Source organism: Streptomyces sp. LUP47B (assembly GCF_001746295.1).
In the GTDB taxonomy this organism is placed as follows: Bacteria; Actinomycetota; Actinomycetes; order Streptomycetales; family Streptomycetaceae; genus Streptomyces.
The window spans coordinates 218,941-240,263 of the sequence record NZ_MJAH01000005.1 but is presented as its reverse complement, the minus strand read 5'-3'; the positions used below and the strand labels follow the sequence as shown (position 1 = coordinate 240,263).

The window sequence follows — 21,323 nt, the reverse complement described above, 5'->3', positions numbered from 1 at the left end:
GCTTTCGGGATGGTTCTGGTCGGGGCAGCACTCCGTACGTTTCTGCCGAAATTCGGACGGCAGATCGAGGAGTGTGCGTGTGTTCAACCAGAACCGAGTCCTGCGAAGAGTGGCCGCTGTCGCAGCCATGTCCCTGGTGGCAGGGTGCGGCGTCTTCTCCGGCAGCGCGGGGGCCGGCGGGCCGATCGTCGTCGGGACGACCAGCGCCCCCAGCACCCTCGATCCGGCCGGGGCCTGGGACGGCTCCTGGGAGCTGTTCCGGAACATCTACCAGACGCTCCTCGCCTACCCGAACGGCGCCACCACCCCCCAGCCCGACGCCGCCGAGAGCTGCGCCTTCACGGACTCCGGCAACCGCACCTACCGCTGCGAACTGCGCCACGGCCTGAAGTTCACCGACGGCGCGACGCTCGACGCACGCGCCGTCAAGTACTCCGTCGACCGGATCCGGACCATCAACGCGGCCGGCGGCCCGGCCGGACTGCTCGGCAGCCTCGACCGGGTGCAGGTGCTCGGCGACCGCGAGGTGGTCTTCCACCTCAACAAGGCCGACGCCACCTTCCCGTTCGTGCTCGCCACCCCGGCCATGTCGATCGTCGACCCCGACGACTACCCCGCCAGGTCACTGCGCAGGGACAAGTCGGTGTACGGCTCCGGGCCGTACACGCTCAAGTCCTACGAGGACGGCAAGCAGGCCGAACTCGTCCGCAACGGCGACTACCAGGGCTTCGCCGACCGGCACAACAACGCAGTCACCATCCGCTACTTCCATGATTCGGCCACGATGGTCAAAGCCCTGCGGACCGGGGCGATCGATGTCACCTACCGCGGTCTCGCCGCGTCCGACATCGTCGCCCTGCAGTCGTACAACTCCTCCGACCAGCAACTGATCGACGGGTCCGGTGTCGACATCAACTATCTGGTGTTCAACCCCAAGGACCCATGGGCCGGGATTCCGGCCGTCCGCAAGGCCGTTGCCCAGGTCGTGGACCGTCCCGCCATCACCTTCAAGGTCTACCGGGGCACCGTCGACCCGCTCTACTCCATGGTCCCGGCCGGGCTGACCGGCCACACCCCCGGCTACTTCGACACGTACGGTGATCCCAGTACCTCCAAAGCCCGCCGGACCCTCGCCGACGCCGGCATCACCCAGCGGGTCCCGCTCACTTTCTGGTACACGACTGACCGCTACGGCTCGGAGACCGTGAAGGAGTTCCAGGAGCTCAAGCGGCAACTGGACGGCTCGGGCCTGTTCACCATCACCCTCAAGGGCCGGCCGTGGAAGACGTACGTCATCGGTTACCAGAAGGGCGAGTACCCGGTGTTCGGGCGCGGTTGGTTCCCCGACTTCCCCGACGCCGACAACTTCATCGCCCCCTTCGTCGGCGACCACAACACCCTCGGTACGCCTTACCTGTCACCCGTGATCACCGGCAAGCTGCTGCCCGAGGCGCGCGCCGAGGACGATCGCGGCGAGGCCGTCGAGGACTTCGAGGAGGCCCAGCAGATCCTCGTCGACGACGCCCGTCTGATCCCGCTCTGGCAGGGACGCCAGTACATCGCGGCCGGCGACGACATCTCCGGCGGCGAGCAGTCGCTCGACCCCTCGACGATCATGATGATGTGGGAGCTGCACCGCAAGGCCAGTTGGTGAAGGAGCTCACTCCCGTGCCGGGCGGCCGGGCGCCGGTGGTGGTTCGTGGCGCGGGAGGGCGCGGCTGTTCAGCATGATGCGGGTGAGGCTCGCACGGTTCGAGACACCGAGCTTGCGATATGCCTGTCCCAGGTGGGTCTCGACTGTCCGCACGCTGAGCACCAGGGTTGCGGCGACCTGACCGTTCGTCATTCCCGTGCTGACCAGGTCGGCTATCTCTCGTTCCCGGGCCGTGAGCGACGCCGACGCGTCAGGGACGGTCGGCGCGGCGGCGAGCCTGCCGCGCTGGTGGACGACCGCCTCGGTCAGACGTGCGGAACCGCACTGGTCCGCCAGGATTCCGGCATGGTCCAGCCAGTTGGCCACCTCATGGGTACGCCCCGCGTGCAGGGACAGCTCGGCGGCCGTGAGGAGCGTACGGCAGACCTCGAGGCGTTCGTCGCTGTCCGAAAACGCGGTGATCGCCTCCTTCGCACTGCGCACCGCCCGCTCCGTCGCGCCGCCCAGGGCGTGGGCCCGCATACGCGCACGCAGGGCGAAACCCTGTCGGCTGGTGGAGGGAAGCTGTTCGAGGCAGGTCTCGGCGAGTCGTGCCCAGTGGTCGACCGACGCGTGGTCGTTTTCCGCGAACGCCGCCTGCGCCAGGGTGTCGCACCAGCGCGGTTTGCGCCATGTGGTGAGCCTGGGCAGGTCAGTTCCGCCTGCCGCGTTCAGCAGGAGCGATCGGGCGCGTGCCGTGTCGCCGGTGAGCAGGACGAATTCGGCGTGGAAGCAGCGGACGGTGACCGCCCACGCGGTCGGTGTGTCGCCGGCGATCGCCGCGGCGTGTTCCGCCGTCGCGACCGCGTCCTGTAGGTCACCGGGGCTGTTTCGCCAGTAGAGGGTCTCGGCCCGCACCATCGCGATGATCGCCTCAGTGGCGGGGTTGCCGACTTGCTCGATGTGGCGGGCGGTCTCGTCCAGGGTCGCCAGCGCGCGGCGCAGGTTCCCCGAGCGCAGCTGGGTGTTCGCCAACACCGTGAGTATCTGGGGCTGGATGTACGTCTGCCCCGTGCTCCTGGACAGGGCTGCGCCGCGCGTGAGGTGGCGTTCCGCGTCGACCAGCCGTCCCATCATCCCTTCTGCCATACCCAACTGGAACGCTGCCTCCAGGTTTGTCAGGAGGGTGGTGTCGGAGGCGACGTCGATGAGTTCGGCCGCTCTGGTCGTCGTTGCCCGCGCGGTCGCCTGGTCGCCTGTGAACAGGTGGGCGAGGGCGGCCTGGGCCAAGGCGAAGGACTCACCGATGTCGTCATGGTGTCTGTGCGCGATCGCCGCGGCTGTCTCGGCATGGTTCCGGGATGTCTCGTAGTCCTGCAGGTCGTAGGCGTAGTCAGCCAGTTCGGTGTGCAGGGCGGCGGCGGTCGCGGTGTCGTGGTCGGCCAGCGCCGCGAGACCGGCGCGCGCGATGGCTCCGGCTTCGGTGTACCGCCCGAGCCGTCGTTCGATCCGGCTGGAGTCGGCGAGCGCGGTCGCTTCGATGGGCTGCCCGCCGGGCATGGCCGACCGCAGCGCGTCGAGAAGGGCCCGGCCCTCGGAAGCGTTTCCGGTCAGCAATCGGGTGCGAGCGAGCAGGACCTGCGCTTCGTGCCAGTGGGCCTGGCCTTCTCGGAGCAGCGGCAGCGCGGCATGCAGGTACTCGGCTGCCAACGCGGGCTTGGCGTAGAGCACGCCCCTCGTGGCGGCGATCAAGGTCGTTATGTGGTCGGGTCGGTGCGGGTCGGCGGCCCGGGCGACATGGTGGGCGCGCCGCGCGATCGGAGCCCCCTGCTCGGCCAGCACCCGCTCGGCACGCCGGTGCAGGGCGACGCGCCGGCTGAATTCGAGCCGCTGGTAGACGACCTCCTGTACTGCCTGTTGCCGCAGCTCCAGTTGCGTCGCGGGTTCGGTCGGCCGCACCAGATCCAGGCGGATGAGGGTGTCCAGCGCAGCCATGGTCTCGGGCATCTCCAGGCCCGCGACCGCGGCCAGCAGTTCGGGGTGGAACGGCTCACCGAGGACGGCTGCGGCCTGGACTGCCGTCAGGGCACCAGGATCGAGGCCGACCAACTCGCCCAGGATCGCCGTACCGGCATCGATGCTCCTTCGAGGGGCGACGGCCGCATCGAGGTCCATGTCGCCCGTGGTCTCACGATGGCCCTCATCGGCGTTCGCGTGCTCGTCGAGTACATGCCGGGTGTGCTCCTGGGGCAGCGGCGTAAGGTCCCAGACCTCCAGCAGGCCGGCGGACGCCGCGCGGGAGAGGGCGGCCGCGAGGGCGGGTGAAAGCCGGCTCCGCCGGTAGGCCAGGAGACACAGCACCGGGCCGGCCGCGGTCGCCGCTATCAGCTTTTCCAGGTCCTCGATCTGGTCGGCGGACAGCTGATGCAGGTCGTCCATCACCGCCAGCACGGCGGCTGAGCGGGTTGTGGACTCCACCACCCGGCCCACGCCCTCAGCGTCTGCCCCGGCGGGCGGAGCAGGCACGGGGCCCGCGCCCCCACCATGCGCCGTGAGGACTGCGACCTCCATGGTTCGGGCATACGCTGCCGCCGTCGACAGCAGCGTGCTTTTGCCGATCCCCGGCTCTCCGACCAGCGCGATCGCCCGCCCCATTCCCTCCTGCAGACCGGTCAAGGCCGCAAGCAGGGCTGCCACTTCGACGTCCCGCCCGGACAGGCGGCGATCGCCGACATCCACGCCGTGGGACATGGGCCCGAGGCCACCGACCTCAGAAAGTACGAACTGACGGGCCTCGGCAGGCCGAGCGCCATGCCGACCTGCCGGCACGAGGACACCGTCGGGGAGCAGGCCGCCATTCTGCGGATCATCAGCCATAAGTGGGATCTTAAGCGTATCCCCCGATAAGACCGTAGTGACCCGTCTTGTGGAAATCCTGTGGGACAGGTGACCGGAGCCGACGGGCACGTCAGAGCTCAACCCCGAAGGCCAACTCACCTACGGGCGTACGCCGTTCGGGAACGTCAGCCACCGGCCTTCTTGTCGAACCATCCCGACAACCGGGCGAAGGTTGAACCGGTGACGAGGATGCCGAGAGGAACGAGCGTGAACCAGACGGCGGCGGCCTTCACAGCCGCGAGCAGGGCGATGGCGCCGATGGCCAGCGCCAGGAGCACGAGCATGCCCAGAAGGACACGAATCTTGGAAACCAACGGAGACTCTCCAAAGGTCAGCTGGGCTCTGGTGACTGGACAGTGTTCGCTCCCCGGCGTGACACCACGGCTCCGTCAGGCAGCTCATGGGGCGAGTCTCCCAACGCTGTCTTCCGCAGGAACCAGTGGAACTACGCAATCGGATACGTATGTTCACCTGTCGAAGTCGACGGTGAGACGGTCGGAGACCGCGAAGGTCTGGCAGGTGAGGACGTAGCCCGCGGACACCTCGGCGGGTTCCAGCGCGTAGTTGCGGCGCATGTCGGCGGCACCGTGGGTGACGAGGGCGCGGCAGGTGCCGCAGACACCGCCCTTGCACGCGAACGGCAGGTCGGGGCGCGCCTGTTGGGCACTGTCGAGGACGGTCCGGTCGCGCGGGGCGGAGAACGCGGTGGCCCGGCCGTCGAGGACCACGGTGATCTCGCTCTTCGGGTCGCCGCCTTCCGCGCTGTCACGATCGGCCGCCGACGACGGGGCGGGCGGTTCGTCCTCCGCGTGGAACAGTTCCCTGTGGACACGGTCGGCCGGGACGCCGAGACCGGCGAGGGCAGCGCAGGCCTCGCGAACCATGCCGTGCGGTCCGCACAGCCACCAGTGGTCGACGTCAGGGATGTCGACGAGGGCGCCGAGCAGCGTGGTGAGCCGGACGGTGTCGAGGCGGCCGGAGAGCAGTTCGGCTTCGCGCGGCTCGCGGGACAGGACGTGGGCGAGCTGGAAGCGGCCCGGGTACTGGTCCTTCAGGTCGGCGAGTTCGTCCGCGAACATCACGGTGCCGGTGCGCCGGTTGCCGTAGATCAGGGTGATGCGTGAGGCCTCGTCCGCGCCCAGGACGGACGCGGCTATGGAGAGCATGGGTGTGACGCCGGATCCGGCGGCGATGAGCACATGGTGGCCGAGGGGACCGGCATCGCCGAGGTCGGGAGTGAAGGCGCCGGCCGGGCCCATGACGTGAAGGGTGTCGCCGGGACGCACGTCGTGGACGAGCCAGGAGGAGAAGACCCCCTCCGGTACCACGCGCACGCCGATGCGGGGCGGTGTTCCGGCCGGTGCGCAGATGGAGTACGAACGGCGCTCGTCGCGTCCGTCGAACTCCCGGCGAAGGGTGAGGCATTGGCCGGGGAGGAAGGCGAACTCGTCGGCCAGATGGTCCGGAACGTCGAGGGTGAGGGCGGCGGCGTCGGAGCACAGCGGCTCCACGGAAGCCACGCGCAGAGCATGGAAAGCCGGACGGCGGCGGGCCCGTACGGCAGCGGGCGGTGCGGGGTCGGTCATCAGAGTTCCTTGATGTGCGGGAAAGGCTCCAGGCAGGCGCGGCAGCGCCGAAGAGCGGTGCAGGCGGTGGCGGCGAAGCGTGAGAGTTCCTCGGTGTCGATGGAGGCACAGCGGGGGCAGGGCACGCCTGCCGGGTGGGGGGTCAGGGACAGCCAGACCCGGGTCGGCGCGGAGTGCGCGGGTCGCCGTGCACCGGGCGGCGCGATGCCGTGTTCCGCCAGCTTGCGGCGGCCCTCGGCGGTGATCCAGTCGGTGGTCCAGGGCGGGTCGAGCACCGTGACCACCCGCACGTCGGCAAAGCCGGCGGTGCGCAGCCGGGTGGCGACCTCGGCGCGCATCTCCGCCACGGCGGGGCAGCCCGCGTACGTCGGGGTGAGTTGCACGACGACGCTTCCGTCCTTGTCCACGTCGATGCCGCGGAGCACCCCGAGGTCGGAGAGCGTCAGCATCGGCAGTTCGGGATCCGGGACGCCCGCGGCGATGTCCCGGGCGCGTCGCGTCAGTTCCCCGCCCTGCTCCGCTCGCTCAGACGCGGTCACCATGTCGCGTCCGGGTGGGCGCGGGCGACGCTCTGCAGTTCGGTGAGCAGGGGCACCAGATGCTCGGTGTGGTCTCCGTCCCGACCGGAGCCCGGTACGCAGGACGCGAACATGTCGTCGCGGGGCGTCGGCCCGGACCGGTGCAGTCCGGCCCGGGCGAGCACGTCGGACAGTTCGCGTCGGGTCCGGTCGGCGACGGTGGCGGGATCCACGCCGAGGCGTACCGCGGTGCGCTCGGTCATCAGTTCGTCCAGCCAGGGGGCGACGTCGCCCAGGGCGGCTTCGATGCGGGCCCGCGACTCGTCGGTGCCGTCACCGAGACGCACGGTCCACCCGGCGGCGTAACGACCGTGGTACGTCAGCTCCTTGACACTCTTCGCGGCGACGGCGGCCAGCACCGGGTCGGGCGCAGCGGTCAGTGCCTCGCAAAGGGCCAGTCTCCAGACGGACATCACCAGCAGGCGGGCGACGGTGAACGCGAAGTCACCGCAGGGCAGTTCGGCGAGTCGCACGTTGCGGAAGTCGTCCGGGTCGCGGAAGTAGGCGTAGGCGTCCTCGCCTCGGCCGGTGCCGTCGGCCTGGCCGGCTCGGGCGTACAGCAGACGAGCCTGGCCGAGCAGATCCAGGCCGATGTTGGCCAGGGCCAGCTCCTCCTCCAACTCCGGGGCGCGGGTGCACCACTCGGCGAGCCGCTGTGCGGACACCAGGGCGTCGTCGCCCAGCGCCAGACAGCAGGCGACCAGATCCGCGGCGTCGACACCGTCGGGTACCGCCTGGTCGACACCGTGCAGCGGGTCGGTGAAGCCCGTACCGAACGCCCATTGAGCGTTGTCGGCGTCGACGTACAGGTCCTCGTCACTCATGCGCTCGCTCCTAGATGTGGGGGACGTCGTCGGGAATGGCGTAAAAGGTGGGATGCCGGTAGACCTTGTCGCCGCTCGGCGCGAAGAAGGGGTCCTTCTCGCCGGGGGTGGACGCGGCGATGGTGTCCGAGCGCACGGCCCAGATGCTGACGCCCTCGTTGCGCCGGGTGTACAGGTCCCGGGCATGGGTGAGGGCCATGTCGTCGTCGGCCGCGCGAAGGGAGCCGACGTGGACGTGGCTGAGGCCGCGCCTGCCCCGGACGAACACCTCGTACAGCGGCCACTGCGCCTGGGTACGAACAGCGGCTTGCGCCGGGACTCCCTCGGTGCCGCTCATGCCGCCGCTCCTTCCCGCACCGGGGCGGCCTGCCTGCGGGCGTGCGCGGCCGCGGCTTCCCGTACCCAGGCGCCTTCCTCGTGCGCGGCACGGCGCCGGGCGATGCGTTCGGCGTTGCACGGTCCCTCACCGGAGATCACTCGCTTCAGCTCGTCCCAGTCGGGGGTGCCGAAGTCGTGGTGTCCGCGCTCCTCGTTCCACCGCAGCTCAGGGTCGGGCAGGGTGACGCCGAGCTTCCGGGACTGCGGGACGGTCATGTCGACGAAACGCCGGCGCAGTTCGTCGTTGGAGTGCCGCTTGATCTTCCAGGCCATGGAACGAAGGGAGTTGGGAGAGTCGTCGTCGGGTGGGCCGAACATCATCAGCGAGGGCCACCACCAGCGGTTGACGGCGTCCTGCACCATGTCCCGCTGTTCGTCGGTGCCGCGCATCATGGTGAGCAGCAGTTCGTAGCCCTGGCGCTGGTGGAAGGACTCCTCCTTGCAGACGCGGACCATGGCGCGTCCGTACGGGCCGTACGACGTGCGGCACAGGGGCACCTGGTTGCAGATGGCCGCGCCGTCCACGAACCAGCCGATCACCCCGACGTCGGCGAAGGTCGGCGTCGGGTAGTTGAAGATGGAGGAGTACTTCTGGCGGCCCTCGATCAGCCACGCGGTCAGTTCCGAGCGGTCCGCGCCGAGGGTCTCGGCCGCCGAGTACAGGTAGAGCCCGTGACCTGCCTCGTCCTGCACCTTCGCGAAGAGGATGGCCTTGCGGCGCAGGGAGGGCGCCCGGGTGATCCAGTCGCCTTCCGGCTGCATGCCGATGATCTCGGAGTGGGCGTGCTGGGCGATCTGCCGGATCAGCGTGGCCCGGTAGCCGTCGGGCATCCAGTCCCGGGGCTCGATGCGCTGGTCGCGGGCGATGGTGTCGTCGAAGGCGGACTCCGGGCTCTGGGGCCCGGGTGACGTGCCGGTCGGGGTGTTCATGGTGTGTGTCCCGGTGTACTGGGTGGGTGGGCGGATCAGCGGCCGTGGAAGTCCGGACCGCGGCGTTCGAGGAAGGCTGTGACGGCCTCGTGGTGATCGTCGGTGGCGCCGAGTCGGCGTTGGACGACGGCCTCGCGCTCCAGCGCCTCGGGCAGCGGAACGGAGGCCGCCGACCGGAGCAGTGCCTTGATCTCCCGGTAGGCGGCGGTGGGCCCCTCGGCCAGGGCGTGGGCCAGAGCCAGCCCCTCGGCCGCGGCGGAGCCGTCCGGTACGACCCGGTGGACCAGGCCCCAGCGTTGCGCGTCCTGCGCGGAGAAGCGTTCCCCCAGGAGCATGATTCCGGCGGTCCTCGACGGGCCTAGCTGGCGGGCGAGGGCGCGGGCCACCCCGGAGTCGGAGGCCAGGCCGATTCCGGTGAACGCGGTCGCGAAGCGGGCGCCCTCGGCGGCGACCCGCACGTCGGCGCACAGGGCGAGGCCGAGCCCGGCCCCGACGCAGGCCCCCTCGACGGCCACGACGAGCGGGATCTGCAGTGCGTGCAGCTCTTTGACCAACGGGTTGTAGTCGTTGGGAAGGTTCGCGAAGGCCGTGGCCGGTGCTGTCTTCAGCAACCGGGCGTGCTCCTTGAGGTCCTGGCCGACACAGAAGTGCCGGCCACGCCCCGTGATCAGGGCCGCCCTGACTCCTCGTGCGGTAGCCGTCGTGAGGCGCCGTGCCGCCATGAGGAGCGCGCTGCGCATGTGCCCGTCGAGCGCGTTGCCGTCGGCGGGCCCGCGCAGCTCGATGACGGCAACGGCGTCCGTGACGTCGTAGGACACTCCGTAGGGAGCAGGGCGTCCCGGACTGCTCTCCTGAGCCGGGAGGGCCGGGGGGTCGTTCACTGCCATCGGTGGAACCCCTGACCGGTCTTGCGGCCCAGTTCGCCGCGGGCGACCTTCCCCCGCAGCAGTGGGGGCGGCGCGAACCGCTCCCCGAGCGTGGCGTGCAGGTGTTCGGCGATGGCCAGCCGTACGTCGAGCCCTACCAGGTCGGTCAGGCGCAGCGGTCCCATCGGGTGCCGGTAGCCCAGGCGCATGGCCGTGTCGATGGCCTCCGGGTCGGCGACCCCCTCCTCGACCATCCGGATCGCCTCCAGACCGAGGGCGAGGCCGAGGCGGCTGCTGGCGAACCCCGGCGAGTCCTGGACGACGACCTCCTGTTTGCCGAGGGTGTGCGTCCAGCCGACCGCCGCATCGAGGGTCTCCCTCGTGGTCCCGGGACCGAGGACCAACTCGACCAGTGCGGAGACGGGTACGGGGTTGAAGAAGTGCATCCCGAGGAAGCGTCCCGGTCTCGTCAGTGCCGCCGCGAGTTCGGTGACCGGAAGGGAACTGGTGTTGGTGGCGAGCACGCACCTGTCTCCCACGGCTTGTTCGGCGGCGGCGAGCAGCCGGGCCTTGAGCGCGGCGTCCTCCGGTACCGCCTCGACGACCAGATCGGCGTCGTGGGGCAGTTGTGCCGTCGAGGACACGGCGGTGACCGGTCCCGGCGCATCGCGGGCCGCGAGTTCGCCGAGCCCCCCGCGCTCGGCGGCCCGCCGCAGCCCGTTGGCGATCCGGTCCAGGGCGACGGCCGCGGTCGCGTCGTCGTGCTCCACGACGACCACGGTGGACCCGGCGGCCGCGAAGGACTGGGCGATACCGGCGCCCATCCGGCCGCCGCCGATCACCCCCACGACCGCGGGTGGCGCTGATGCCGAGGTCATGACCGGCCTCCGTTCTTCTCCAGGAAACGCGTCATGCGCTCGGCCTTGTCCGGGCTTTCGAACAGCACCGCCTGGGCGAGGTCGTCGGCCACCGGATGGGCGCCCGGGGCGTCCGTGACGAGCTTGGTGAGGCGCAGGGCGAGCGCCGAGGAAAGCGCCATCCGGTCGAGCAGGACGTTTGCCTCGGTGATCAGCCGGTCGGCCGGAACGACGTCCATGACCAGCCCGCAGGCGAGCGCGGCAGCCGCGTCGAGGGTTCGCCCGGCGAGCAGGATCTGTTTGGCCACCGACTCACCGACCAGTTCCCTGAGCCGCCAGCACGCACCGGCGCCGGCGAGAATGCCCAGTCCCGGTTCGGGGTTGCCGAAGACCGCGTGCGGTCCGGCGATCCGGATGTCGCAGGCGTACGCCAGCTCGGCGCCGCCGCCCAGTGCCCAGCCGTCCACGGCGGCCACGGTGGGCAGGGGCAGCCCGCGCATCCGCTCGAACAGCCGACTGTTGATCCCCCGCAGCGCGTCGTCCCGGCCGCGCCGCCGCAGTTCGGCGATGTCGGCGCCGCCGGCGAAGACGCCGCCGTGCCCGGTGAGCAGCATCAGCTTCGGCTCGCGCTCCAGGTCCTCGCACACGCGGTGCAGTTCGGCGATCATGCGACCGCTGATCGCGTTGCGGGCCGCGGGCCGGTGCAGGGTGACGACGACCCGGTCCTCGCGACGCTCGACCAGCAGGGTCTCGTACACCGGGTTCTCCCGCGTGCTCATGCGCGCTCCACGAGCATCGACACGCCCTGCCCGACACCCACGCACATGGTCGCCAGGCCCCGGTGGGCGTCCTCGCGTTCCATGCGGCCGAGCAGGGTGAGGACGATGCGTGCACCGGAGCAGCCCAGCGGGTGGCCGAGTGCGATGGCGCCGCCGTCGGCATTGACGCGGTCCTCGTCGAGCTTCAGCCGGCGGACGACCGCCAACACCTGTGAGGCGAATGCCTCGTTCACCTCGACCGCGTCCAGATCCTCGACCGTCCAGCCCGCTCGCTCCAGCGCCATCTCGGTGGCGGGCACGGGCCCGAGCCCCATCAGGCGGGGGTCGACCCCGGCCGAGGCGGCGGTGACGACGCGGGCCCGGGGGATGAGCCCGTACCGTTCGACCGCCGCCCCGCTCGCCACCACCAGGGCCGCGGCCCCGTCGGACAGCGGGGAGGAGTTGCCCGCGGTGACGATCCCGTCCCTGCGGAAGGAGGTCCGCAGCCCGCCCAGCTTCTCCAGCGAGGTCGCGGGCCGAGGTCCCTCGTCCTGGGTCACCTCGCCGTCCTTCACCGGCACCGGGACGATCTCCCTGTCGAAGCGGCCCGCCTTCTGGGCGGCCTCGGCACGCCGGTGGCTGCGCAGCGCGAAGGCATCCGCTTCCAGGCGGGTGATGCCGTCCAGGGCGGCGAGTTCCTCGGCGGTTTCGCCCATCGACAAAGTGGTTGTGGCGGGGAAGCGCGGGTTGGTGAAGCGCCAGCCGAGCGGGGTGTCGTACGTCTCGCCGGGCGGGGCCCAGGGCGTGCCGGGCTTGGCCGTCACCCAGGGGGCGCGGGTCATCGACTCCACTCCGCCCGCCACGACCAGGTCGGCCTCACCGGCCCGTATCGTCTGGGCGGCTGACGCGACGGCTGTCAGCCCGGAGGCGCACAGCCGGTTGACGGTGTATCCGGGCACGGTGTGGGGCAGACCGGCGAGCAGCACCGCCATCCGGGCCACGTCCCGGTTGTCCTCGCCGGCCTGGTTGGCGGCGCCGGCCGGGACACCGGAGCGCCGTACCGCCTCCCCGACGACGAGAGCGGCCAGGTCGTCGGGGCGTACCGAGGCCAGGGCACCGCGGTGGCGGCCCTGCGGGGTGCGGGCCCCGTCGATCAGATAGACCTCGTCAGGCATCGACCTGCTCCTCGGCGGTGGCGTGACGGCGGGACTGAAGGACCGAGAAGCGTCCGGTGACGAACGCCGGGTCGGTGAGGGCGGCGTTCGCGGCGGGGTTGGCCGCGGTGCCGTGGAAGTCGCTGAACGCGGCGGACTGGTTGACGAACACTTGGCCGGTCAGGTTCTCCGACAGGTGCACGCCCGCTTCCAGGGCGGCCGTCCGCGCCGCCGTCAGCACGTCCTCGTCGGTCGCGTACACGGACGCGGTCAGCGCGCCGTACCGCTGTACGCAGTCGTGAAGCAGTCGCAGACCGTGCGCGGTGGAGTCGGTGCCGATGACGAAGCAGACCGGCCCGAACCACTCGGTGGTGTAGGAGTCCTGGTCGGTCCCGGCCTCGAGCCGGACCACGAGCGGGGAACGGACGACCGCGTCCGGGAAGTCCGGATGGGCGAGTTCCCTCGACGGATGGGCGGTACGGCCGAGCGCGGCCGCCTCCTCCACGCGCTTGAGTACACCGTCGTTCACGATCGCGCCGAGGGTGGCGGCCGCACGCGCCGGGTCACCGAGCAGTTTGTCCAGGGCGGCGCCCAGGTCGGCGGCGAACTCGTCGGCCGTGCGCCGCCCCTGGTCGGTCGGGAAGCCGTCGCGGGGAACGAGGATGTTCTGGGGGGTGGTGCACATCTGGCCGCTGTAGAGCGACAGGGAGAACGCGAGGTTGCGCAGCAGCCCGGCGTAGTCGTCCGTGGAGTCCACGACGACGGTGTTGAGCCCTGCCTTCTCGGTGTGGACGACGGCCTGGCGGGCGTTGGTCTCCAGCCAGTCGCCGAACTCGCTGGAACCGGTGAAGTCCACGATGCGCACATCGGGGTGGGTGGCCAGCGCGGGAGCGGTGCGCTCGTCGGCCTTTTCTGCGGCGAGCAGCACCACATCAGGGTCGAAGCCGGCCTCCGCCAGCACCTCACGGGCGATCCGTACGGTGATCGCCAGGGGAAGCACGGCGCGTCGGTGCGGCTTGACGACCACCGGGTTGCCGGTGACCAGACTGGCGAAGAGTCCTGGATATCCGTTCCAGGTGGGGAAGGTGTTGCAGGCGATCAGCACTGCCACGCCCCGCCCCACGGGGGTGAAGGTCTTGTCCATGACGAGCGGGCCGCCCTTGCGCTGCGGCTTGCTCCAGCGGGCCGCGGCCGGGTGGCGCTTCTGCTCGTTCCATGCGTGCGCGACCGCTTCGAGGCCTCGGTCCTGGGCGTGCGGGCCGCCGGCCTGGAACGCCATCATGAAGGGCTGGCCGGTGGTGTGCTGGACGGTGTACGCGATCTCGAAGCTCGCTGCGTTCAGCCGGGCGAGGATCTCGGCCGCGACGCCGGCCCGGGTGTCGGGGCTTGCACGGCGCCATGCCGCGGCGGCGGCCTTGGCCGTCGCGACGGCCACCTCGGGCACCAGGGCCGGATAGCTGACGCCGAGCGGGAAGCCGTAGGGCGAGACCTCCGTCGCGGGAACGGTGCCGGTGGTGGGGTGCCCTTCGAGGGAGAAGGGGCGGTCGAGCAGGTCGCGGAAGGCGGCCTCGCCCAGGTCGGGCGCCCCGGCTCCGTAGGCCGAGGCGCTGGGGGTTTCGGGGTACGGCGTCCAGTAGCCGCGGTCCGCGGCACGGGCCACCGCCTGGTCGAGCAGTTCCGCGTGGCGGACGAAGAAGTCGGGGTGTTGGTCAGTGGTCACAAGGAGCTCCAGGCCGAACGTTCGGTAGGTGAGTGGGTGCGGTGCACCCGGGCTGACTGAGGGACAGAGGGTCGGATCAGGCGTCGGCGAGCAGGATCGCGGGGCGTTCCACGCAGTCGGCCACGTAGCGCAGGAACCCGCCGGCCACGCCGCCGTCGCAGACCCGGTGGTCGAAGCTGAAGGAGAGCTGCATGACCTTGCGGACGGCCAGCGCCCCGTCCACCACCCACGGCTTGTCCACGATGCGACCCGCTCCGAGCAGCGCGGCCTCGGGGTGGTTGATGATGGGCGTGGATCCGTCGACACCGAACACGCCGTAGTTGTTGAGGGTGAAGGTCCCACCCGTCAGACGATCGGGCGGCAGGCTTCCCGCGCGGGCGAGCTCGGTCAACCGGGCGAGTTCGAGGGCCAGTTGTACGGTCGTCATGAGATGGGCATCGCGGACGACGGGGACGACCAGGCCGCGCTCGGTCTGGGCGGCGAAGCCGAGGTGCACCTCGTTGAAGCGGAGGATCTCCCGCCGCTCGGTGTCCACCGTGGAGTTCAGCTCCGGGAAGCGTCTCAGTCCGGCAACGCAGATGCGCGCCAGCAGGGCCAGCAGCCCGATGCGGCGGCCGGGTTCGGCGGCCTCGAGTGCCTTCTTGGCCTGCAGCAGTCCGGTCGCGTCCACGTCGACCCAGGTGGTGGCGTCGGGGATCTCGGTGCGGCTGCGGGAGAGCTTGTCCGCCACGGCGCGGCGCACTCCGCGCAGCGGGATGCGTTGCGGGCCGTCCGCTGCCGGCCGCCCCTGTGGCGCGAGGGCGAGGTCCGCCGACGGCTGGGCAGGAGCGACTGGTGCGACCTCGGGGTCCGTCGCCGTTCGCCGGACCCGCGCGAGGGCCTGCTCCACGTCTCGTCGCAGGACAACGCCCGCCGGGCCGGAGGGCGCCACCGCGGCGAGATCGATCCCGTGCTCCCGTGCCATCCGCCGGACCAGGGGCGAGATCACCCGGGGAGCGTGCGGCCCCAAGGGCTGCGCCGCCTCGGTGCCCGTGCCGCCTCCTGTCGCGCCACCCGTGCGCCCGCGGCGGCGACGCGGTGCCGGGCCGTGGCCGGTGCCGTAGCCGATCAGAACGTTGCCGGACCCGGCCTGTTCCTCCTCGCGGTATCGCTCCTCGGCGACCGAGCCCCCAGCCGTGCCCTCGGCCTCGCCCGCGACTGCGGCGCCCACCGTGATCAGTGGTTCTCCCACGGCCAGCGCCGTGCCCGCCTCCGCATGCAGTCGCAGCACCGTGCCGGCGTACGGGACCGGCACCTCCACCGCGGCCTTGGCGGTCTCGACCTCGATGACGATCTGGTCGATCGTCACCGTGTCGCCGACCGCGACCTTCCACTCGACGATCTCGGCCTCGGCCAGGCCCTCGCCGAGGTCGGGCAGCCGGAACAGCTGCTCCTGGAGCGTTGCGGTGGTCATGCGACCGCTCCCTTCAGCAGGTGCCGGGTGTCCGGCTCGTCGTCGAGCTGGAGGCGGTCGACGGCGTCGAGGATCCGCTCGACGCCGGGCAGGTGCGCGTGTTCGAGCTTCGGGGGCGGATACGGAATGTCGAAGCCCGCGACCCTCAGGACAGGTGCGGCCAGCGAGTGAAAGCAGCGTTCCTGTACCCGCGCGGCGATCTCCGCCCCGACCCCGGCGAACCCCTGGGCCTCCTGCACGACCAGGCAGCGCCCGGTCCGGCGTACGGACGCCGTCACCGTCTCGTCGTCGAAGGGCACCAGCGTCCGCAGGTCCACGACCTCCAGCTCGATGCCCTCGACCGCCGCGGCCTCGGCGGCGGCCATGGCCACCGGAACCGACGGACCGTACGCGACGACCGTGGCGTCGCGGCCCTCCCGCCGGATCGCCGCCCGCCCGAACGGCTGCGCGGCGCGCTGCCCCAGGTCGGTGTCCTCCTTCGACCAGTACAGCTTCTTCGGCTCCATGAAGACGACCGGGTCGGGGTCGGCCACGGCGTCGCGCAGCAGCCAGTACGCGTCCTCGGGCGTGGCCGGGGTGACGACCTTCAGCCCCGGGGTGTGCGCGTAGTACGCCTCGCTGGAGTCGCAGTGGTGTTCGACGCCGCCGATCCCACCCGCGTACGGGATGCGGATCACCATGGGCAGCGTGAGCCGCCCCCGGGTCCGGTTGCGCAACTTGGCGACATGCGAGGCGATCTGCTCGAACGCCGGATACGCGAAGGCGTCGAACTGCATCTCCACCACGGGCCGGAAGCCGCCCATGGCCATGCCGACAGCCAGTCCGACGATGCCGGCCTCGGCCAGCGGGGTGTCGAAGCACCGTTGCTCGCCGAAGTCGCGGGTCAGCCCGTCGGTGATCCGGAAGACGCCGCCTAGCCGGCCGACGTCCTCGCCGAAGACGAGCACCCGCTCGTCCTCGCGCAGTGCGTCACGCAGTGCGGTGTTCAGCGCCTGCGCCATCGTGACCTTGGCCATGGCCGTCAGCTCTCCTGGGTGTGAAGGACGGGGGAAGCGGCGTCTTCGGCCAGCTCGGCGGCCAACAGGGCGCGCTGCTCGCGCAGTTGAGGGGTCGGCTCGGCGTAGACGTGGTCGAAGAGTTCCAGCGGGTCGGCGACGGACTCCGTGTTCATGCCCGCGCGCAGCTCGGCGGCCCGGGCCTCCGCCTCCTCCCGCACCGCCGCGACGAACTCGTCGGTCAGTACGCCGCGGCCGCGCAGGTACGTCTCCAGGCGGTCGACGGGGTCGGCGGCCCGCCACTGCTCGACCTCGCCGTCCTCGCGGTAGCGGGTGGCGTCGTCGGCATTGGTGTGCGCGTCCATGCGGTAGGTGTGCGCCTCGACGAGTACCGGACCATGGCCCGCCCGGGCGTGTTCCACGGCCGATGTCAGCACCGCGAGCACCGCCACCAGGTCGTTGCCGTCGACCTGCTCGGAGCGGACCCCGTGACCGATGCCCTTGTACGCGAGTGCGGGCGCCGCGGTCTGGCGGGCCAGCGGCACCGAGATCGCGTACTTGTTGTTCTGCACGAAGAACACGACCGGGGCGCGGAAGACGGCGGCGAAGTTCAGCGCCTCGTGGAAGTCCCCCTCGCTGGTCGCGCCGTCGCCGACGAGCGCCATGGCCACGCCGTCCCCGCCCGTGCGGCGCAGGGACTCGGCCATGCCGGTCGCGTGCAGCACCTGGGTGGCCAGCGGGGTGCACTGGGGCGCGACACGGGTGGCGGCGGGATCGTAACCGCAGTGCCAGTCGCCGCGCAGCAGCGTCAGCACTTCGACCGGGTCGATGCCGCGGGTCACCAGGGCGACGGAGTCGCGGTAGGTCGGGAACAGCCAGTCGGCGGGGCGCAGTGCCAGCACCGCCCCGATCTGGCAGGCCTCCTGGCCCCGGCTGGACGGGTAGACGGCGAGGCGGCCCTGCTTGGTCAGGGCGGTCGCCTGGGTGTCGAACCGGCGGCCCAGGACCATCTGCCGCCAGGCCTCGACCAGTGCCTCGACCTGCGGCTCGGCGTAGTCGGCAGGCCGCCTGGCGACGGGCGTGCCGTCCTCGGCCACGAACCGCACCGGCACGAGGGACGGCAAGAGGCCCTGGACCGTCTGGCGGAGGCTCTTCACGGACATCGGAGGGCACTCGCTTTCTCTGGACACTTGACAGGAGAATGGTGGCTACCACGGAATATGTGTTCAATAGCTCCGCCGAACTGGCGATGAACTGCCGAGCATCAGCGTCCGGGAGGACAAAGTGTCCGAGGAAAACTCGCCGTCGGCGGCAGTGGCCGGACGAACTGCCGTCCCGCTCGACGACATCGACCGGCAGATCCTGAGCCGGCTCCTCGAGGACGGCCGGATCTCGGTCCGCGCCCTCGCCGAGCAGGTGCACATCTCCCGGGCGAACGCCTACACCCGCATCGGCCGGCTGGTGGCCGAGGACGTCATCACCGGCTTCACCGCGCAGCTCAACGCCCAGCGGGCGGGCCTCGGCACCAGCGCCTACGTCATGCTGGGAATCGAGCAGAACGCCTGGCGCGACATCTCCCGCGAGCTGTGCAAGATCCCGTACGTGGAGCACGTCGCCCTCGTCACCGGCGATTTCGATGTCCTGGTGGTCGTGCGCACCCCGGACAACCTGGTGCTGCGCCAGGTCGTGCTGGAGAAGGTCCAGGGGATCCCCGGAGTGCGCTCCACCCGCACCTGGCTCGTCTTCGACGAGGTGCGGGGGCCCGGCGCCATCTGGACCGGCTGAACGCGACCGGCCCGGTCACACGTCGACCAGCGCGGCGGCGACACCGGGGTCCGGCACGGGAACCACGCACACCCCCGGCATCGGCACCGCCGGGGTCGCGTGCCGCCTCGAGCGCACCACCCGGAACCGTCCGGTGATGAAGTGGGCGCCCACGCCCGGCAGTTCGGCACGAGCGGAGGACGGGTCGGCGGGCAGGTCGTCGAGGTTCTCCACCAGATGCACACCGGCGTCCAGCGCCGCCGTCTCGGCCGCCGCCAGCACCAGCGGGTCGGTGGAGTGCACCGACGCGTACAGCGCCCCGTGCCGCGCCACCGTACGGCGCAGGATCGCCAGACTGTGCGAAGCCGAGTCGGTGCCCACCAGGAAGGAGACCGGCCCGGGCCACTCGCGCGTGTAGACCTGCTCGTCCGAGGCGCGCAGCCGCACCAGCACCGGGCTGCGCAGGTCGGCACCGGCGTGGTCGGGGTGGGCCAGGCGACCGGAAGCGTGCAGGACGGGGCCGTAACGGGCGGCCTCCGCCAGGACGTCACGCACCTCTCCGACGGGGATGGCACCCAACACCCTCGCCGCGCGTGCGGGATGCCCGAGCAGCCGGTCCACGGCGTCGCCGAGGTCGGCGCCGAGGTCCCGCAGCGTCTTGTGCCCCTCGTCGGTGCTGAAGCCCGACTCCGGCACCAGGATGTTCTGCGGCGTGGTGCGCGCCATTCCGTTGCACCGGCACAAGGCGAGGCCGAGCCCCCTGACCAGGCCCCGGTAGTCGTCGGTCGAGTCCACGACCACCGTGTTCAACCCGGTCCGGTGGGCGAACACGACGGCCTGGCCGGCGTGTTGCTCCAGCCAGTCGGCGAAGCGCGCGCAGCCCGTGAAGTCGACGATGCGCACTGCCGGGTCCGTGGCCAGCCGCCGGTGCACCTGCCGTTCCGGTTCAGCCACGGCCAACGTGACGAGATCCTGGGAGTGACCGGCCTCCGCGAGCACCTGCCGGGCGACCCGCACGGTGATCGCCAGCGGCAGCACCGAGCGCGGGTGCGGAGCCACGACGACCGGGTTGCCGGTCACCAGGCTGGCGAACAGGCCCGGAAGGCCGTTCCAGAGCGGGAAGTCCGAGCAGCCGACGAGCAGCGACACCCCGCGGGGCGCCAGGGTCGAGGTGCCCCGCAGCGGTTGCCCGCCGCCTTCGGCGCTCGCCCAGCGCAGTTCGGTCGGGACGCGTTCCGACTCGGCGAAGGCCTGGGCCACGGTCTCCAGGGCGCGGTCCTGGGCGCGCGGCCCGGCGGCGCGAAAGGCCGCCTGGAGAGGCTGACCGGTGGTGTGGTGCACCGCGAGGGCCAGCTCGTGGCTGCGGGTGTTGAGCCGGCGCAGAATCTCCACGGCGAGCCCGGCCCGCTGGTACAGCCCGGCCGCCCGCCAGCCGGCCGCAGCCCGACCGGCCGCAGCGACCAGCTCCCTGGGATCACAGCGCGGGTAGTCGATGGCGAGATCGACCCCGTACGGCGACGACTCCGTTCGCACGCGGCCGAGTTCGCCGGGCTGCCCCAGCTCGAACGGCCGCCCCAGCAGCGAGCGGAACACCTTCCCGGCGGTGCGGGTCGACCTCATGCCCGCGTCCGCCGCGTCCTGACTGGTCGCCTCGGTGAAGGGGCGACGGCACTCACCGGAGTCGATCGCGCGAACGACGCTCTGCAGCAGTTCGCGATGGCGCTCGTAGGGACCGGGGCCCATGGCCGTCAGCCTCTCCAGCTCACCGCGAGCGCGAGCAGGGCGTCGTTCTCCTCCGGCAGCCCGATCGTCACCCGGACGCCCTCGCCCGGGAACGGGCGGACCACGACCTTCCCGTCGGCGCAGTGCCTGGCGAAGTCCGCGCTGTGCTCGCCGAGCGGCAGCCAGACGAAGTTGGACTGGGAGTGGGGCACGTCGTGGCCCAGCTCCCGCAGGCGTCCGGTGACACGGTCGCGTTCCGCGACGGTGCGGGCGGCCCGCCGGGTGACCTCCGCGCCCTCGCCGAGGGCGACGACGGCAGCTTGCTGGGCGAGCGCGCTGACGCTGAACGGCACCTGCGTGCGGCGCACGTGCGCGGCGATCCCGGGAGGCGCGACGCAGTAGCCGACGCGCAGCCCGGCCAGCCCGTACGCCTTCGAGAAGGTCCGCAGCACCACCACGTTCGGCCGGTCTCCGAGCAGCGCGAGGCCGTCGGGGACCAGGTCCGGATCGGCGTACTCCCGGTACGCCTCGTCGACGACGATCAGCACGTCCCGGGGCACCCGGTCCGCGAAGTCGGTCAGGGCCCGCGCGCCGACCGCCGTGGAGGTCGGGTTGTTGGGGTTGCACACGAAGACCAGCCGGGTCCGGGCGGTGATCGCCGCGGTCATGGCGTCCAGGTCGAGGGTGTGGTCGCGCAGGGGCACCCGGACCGCCGTACCGCCCGCCACCGAGGTGAGGATCGGGTAGGCCTCGAACGACCGCCAGCCGAAGACGACCTCGTCACCCGGCCCGACGACCGTGTGCAGCAACTGCCCGCACACCTCGGAGGACCCGGCGCCCACGGCGATCCGGTCGCGCTCGACGCCATGGTGCGCGGCCAGGGCCTCGACGAGCGAGGCGGCGTGCAGGTCGGGGTACCGCGACACACCGCCGGCGGCCTCCGCGAGGGTTGCGGCCACGCCGGGCAGCAGCCCGTGCGGGGATTCGTTGCTGGCCAGCACGATGGCCCCGGGCAGTTTGCGGCCCGGGACGTAGGCGGGCAGCTGGAACAGGGACGCACGGACACGCACCATGCTGGTCTCGCTTCTGCAGCGCTGAGACCCGAGGCCTGGCCGTCGGGCCCTTGACAGGGGAATCGTGAAGAAGGGACGAGAAGTACTCAACTGTTTGACGAATTCGGCTACGAATCGCCAAAAACAGGACAGCT

19 protein-coding genes and 1 pseudogene are annotated in these 21,323 nt (G+C 71.4%); 2 read left to right on the top strand and 18 right to left on the bottom strand.

Translation table 11 applies throughout. The features are described from left to right. Positions 1 to 79 precede the first annotated feature (79 nt). Positions 80 to 1,654, top strand: a complete 1,575-nt coding sequence (locus BFN33_RS17260; RefSeq protein ID WP_069760949.1) for an ABC transporter substrate-binding protein — start codon at positions 80 to 82, stop codon at positions 1,652 to 1,654. Between the two features lie 6 nt (positions 1,655 to 1,660). On the opposite strand, the gene BFN33_RS17255 is transcribed toward BFN33_RS17260, so the two are convergent. The 16 genes and pseudogenes from BFN33_RS17255 to pdhA form a co-directional block, all read right to left on the bottom strand. Beyond that, a complete protein-coding gene (locus BFN33_RS17255; protein ID WP_256122777.1) occupies positions 1,661 to 4,111 on the bottom strand; it encodes a LuxR family transcriptional regulator in 2,451 nt (816 codons plus the stop codon). Between the two features lie 126 nt (positions 4,112 to 4,237). Next, positions 4,238 to 4,384: pseudogene (locus BFN33_RS55485) on the bottom strand (hypothetical protein); the annotation flags it as partial. 272 nt (positions 4,385 to 4,656) lie between these two features. After that, positions 4,657 to 4,815: a hypothetical protein gene (locus tag BFN33_RS17245; RefSeq protein ID WP_256122776.1), complete on the bottom strand. Its 159-nt coding sequence runs from the start codon at positions 4,813 to 4,815 to the stop codon at positions 4,657 to 4,659. Positions 4,816 to 4,998: 183 nt separating this feature from the next. Next, on the bottom strand, positions 4,999 to 6,117 hold the full coding sequence (gene paaE / locus BFN33_RS17240) for a 1,2-phenylacetyl-CoA epoxidase subunit PaaE (protein ID WP_069760945.1): 1,119 nt from the start codon (positions 6,115 to 6,117) through the stop codon (positions 4,999 to 5,001). Then, positions 6,117 to 6,659, bottom strand: a complete 543-nt coding sequence (gene paaD / locus BFN33_RS17235; protein ID WP_069760944.1) for a 1,2-phenylacetyl-CoA epoxidase subunit PaaD — start codon at positions 6,657 to 6,659, stop codon at positions 6,117 to 6,119. The genes paaE and paaD overlap by 1 nt, the downstream gene beginning before the upstream one ends. Next, the gene (gene paaC / locus BFN33_RS17230; protein ID WP_069760943.1) at positions 6,653 to 7,519 is read right to left on the bottom strand and encodes a 1,2-phenylacetyl-CoA epoxidase subunit PaaC; all 867 of its coding nucleotides are present in this window, start codon (positions 7,517 to 7,519) and stop codon (positions 6,653 to 6,655) included. Before paaC ends, paaD begins: the two co-directional genes overlap by 7 nt. A gap of 10 nt (positions 7,520 to 7,529) precedes the next feature. Continuing rightward, positions 7,530 to 7,856 carry a 1,2-phenylacetyl-CoA epoxidase subunit PaaB gene (paaB, locus tag BFN33_RS17225; RefSeq protein ID WP_069760942.1) on the bottom strand — a complete coding sequence of 109 codons (327 nt, stop codon included), beginning with the start codon at positions 7,854 to 7,856 and terminating at the stop codon, positions 7,530 to 7,532. Further along, on the bottom strand, positions 7,853 to 8,827 hold the full coding sequence (gene paaA / locus BFN33_RS17220) for a 1,2-phenylacetyl-CoA epoxidase subunit PaaA (RefSeq protein ID WP_069760941.1): 975 nt from the start codon (positions 8,825 to 8,827) through the stop codon (positions 7,853 to 7,855). The genes paaB and paaA overlap by 4 nt, the downstream gene beginning before the upstream one ends. Positions 8,828 to 8,862: 35 nt before the next feature. Continuing rightward, positions 8,863 to 9,714 carry an enoyl-CoA hydratase/isomerase family protein gene (locus BFN33_RS17215; protein WP_079140859.1) on the bottom strand — a complete coding sequence of 284 codons (852 nt, stop codon included), beginning with the start codon at positions 9,712 to 9,714 and terminating at the stop codon, positions 8,863 to 8,865. Beyond that, positions 9,705 to 10,571 (bottom strand): 3-hydroxyacyl-CoA dehydrogenase family protein, encoded by an 867-nt coding sequence (locus BFN33_RS17210; RefSeq protein WP_069760939.1) that lies wholly within the window; start codon positions 10,569 to 10,571, stop codon positions 9,705 to 9,707. The genes BFN33_RS17215 and BFN33_RS17210 overlap by 10 nt, the downstream gene beginning before the upstream one ends. Further along, complete coding sequence (locus tag BFN33_RS17205; protein ID WP_069760938.1) at positions 10,568 to 11,329, bottom strand: enoyl-CoA hydratase/isomerase family protein; 762 nt, start codon at positions 11,327 to 11,329, stop codon at positions 10,568 to 10,570. Before BFN33_RS17205 ends, BFN33_RS17210 begins: the two co-directional genes overlap by 4 nt. Then, on the bottom strand, positions 11,326 to 12,483 hold the full coding sequence (locus BFN33_RS17200; protein WP_069760937.1) for a thiolase family protein: 1,158 nt from the start codon (positions 12,481 to 12,483) through the stop codon (positions 11,326 to 11,328). The genes BFN33_RS17205 and BFN33_RS17200 overlap by 4 nt, the downstream gene beginning before the upstream one ends. After that, on the bottom strand, positions 12,476 to 14,182 hold the full coding sequence (gene paaN, locus BFN33_RS17195) for a phenylacetic acid degradation protein PaaN (RefSeq protein ID WP_069760936.1): 1,707 nt from the start codon (positions 14,180 to 14,182) through the stop codon (positions 12,476 to 12,478). Before paaN ends, BFN33_RS17200 begins: the two co-directional genes overlap by 8 nt. A 76-nt stretch (positions 14,183 to 14,258) precedes the next feature. After that, positions 14,259 to 15,635 (bottom strand): dihydrolipoamide acetyltransferase family protein, encoded by a 1,377-nt coding sequence (locus BFN33_RS17190; RefSeq protein WP_069760935.1) that lies wholly within the window; start codon positions 15,633 to 15,635, stop codon positions 14,259 to 14,261. Beyond that, complete coding sequence (locus BFN33_RS17185) at positions 15,632 to 16,651, bottom strand: alpha-ketoacid dehydrogenase subunit beta (RefSeq protein WP_069760934.1); 1,020 nt, start codon at positions 16,649 to 16,651, stop codon at positions 15,632 to 15,634. The genes BFN33_RS17190 and BFN33_RS17185 overlap by 4 nt, the downstream gene beginning before the upstream one ends. Before the next feature lie 5 nt (positions 16,652 to 16,656). Next, positions 16,657 to 17,793 carry a pyruvate dehydrogenase (acetyl-transferring) E1 component subunit alpha gene (gene pdhA, locus BFN33_RS17180; protein WP_069760933.1) on the bottom strand — a complete coding sequence of 379 codons (1,137 nt, stop codon included), beginning with the start codon at positions 17,791 to 17,793 and terminating at the stop codon, positions 16,657 to 16,659. 121 nt (positions 17,794 to 17,914) lie between these two features. Here pdhA and BFN33_RS17175 point away from each other — a divergent pair, with 121 nt between their 5' ends. Next, the gene (locus BFN33_RS17175) at positions 17,915 to 18,415 is read left to right on the top strand and encodes an Lrp/AsnC family transcriptional regulator (protein WP_069760932.1); all 501 of its coding nucleotides are present in this window, start codon (positions 17,915 to 17,917) and stop codon (positions 18,413 to 18,415) included. Between the two features lie 15 nt (positions 18,416 to 18,430). On the opposite strand, the gene BFN33_RS17170 is transcribed toward BFN33_RS17175, so the two are convergent. Both BFN33_RS17170 and BFN33_RS17165 read right to left on the bottom strand, forming a co-directional pair. Further along, entirely contained in the window at positions 18,431 to 20,137 is a 1,707-nt protein-coding gene (locus BFN33_RS17170) for an aldehyde dehydrogenase family protein (RefSeq protein WP_069760931.1), read from the bottom strand. 5 nt (positions 20,138 to 20,142) lie between these two features. Beyond that, entirely contained in the window at positions 20,143 to 21,189 is a 1,047-nt protein-coding gene (locus tag BFN33_RS17165; RefSeq protein ID WP_069760930.1) for a histidinol-phosphate transaminase, read from the bottom strand. Between the last annotated feature and the right edge of the window lie 134 nt (positions 21,190 to 21,323).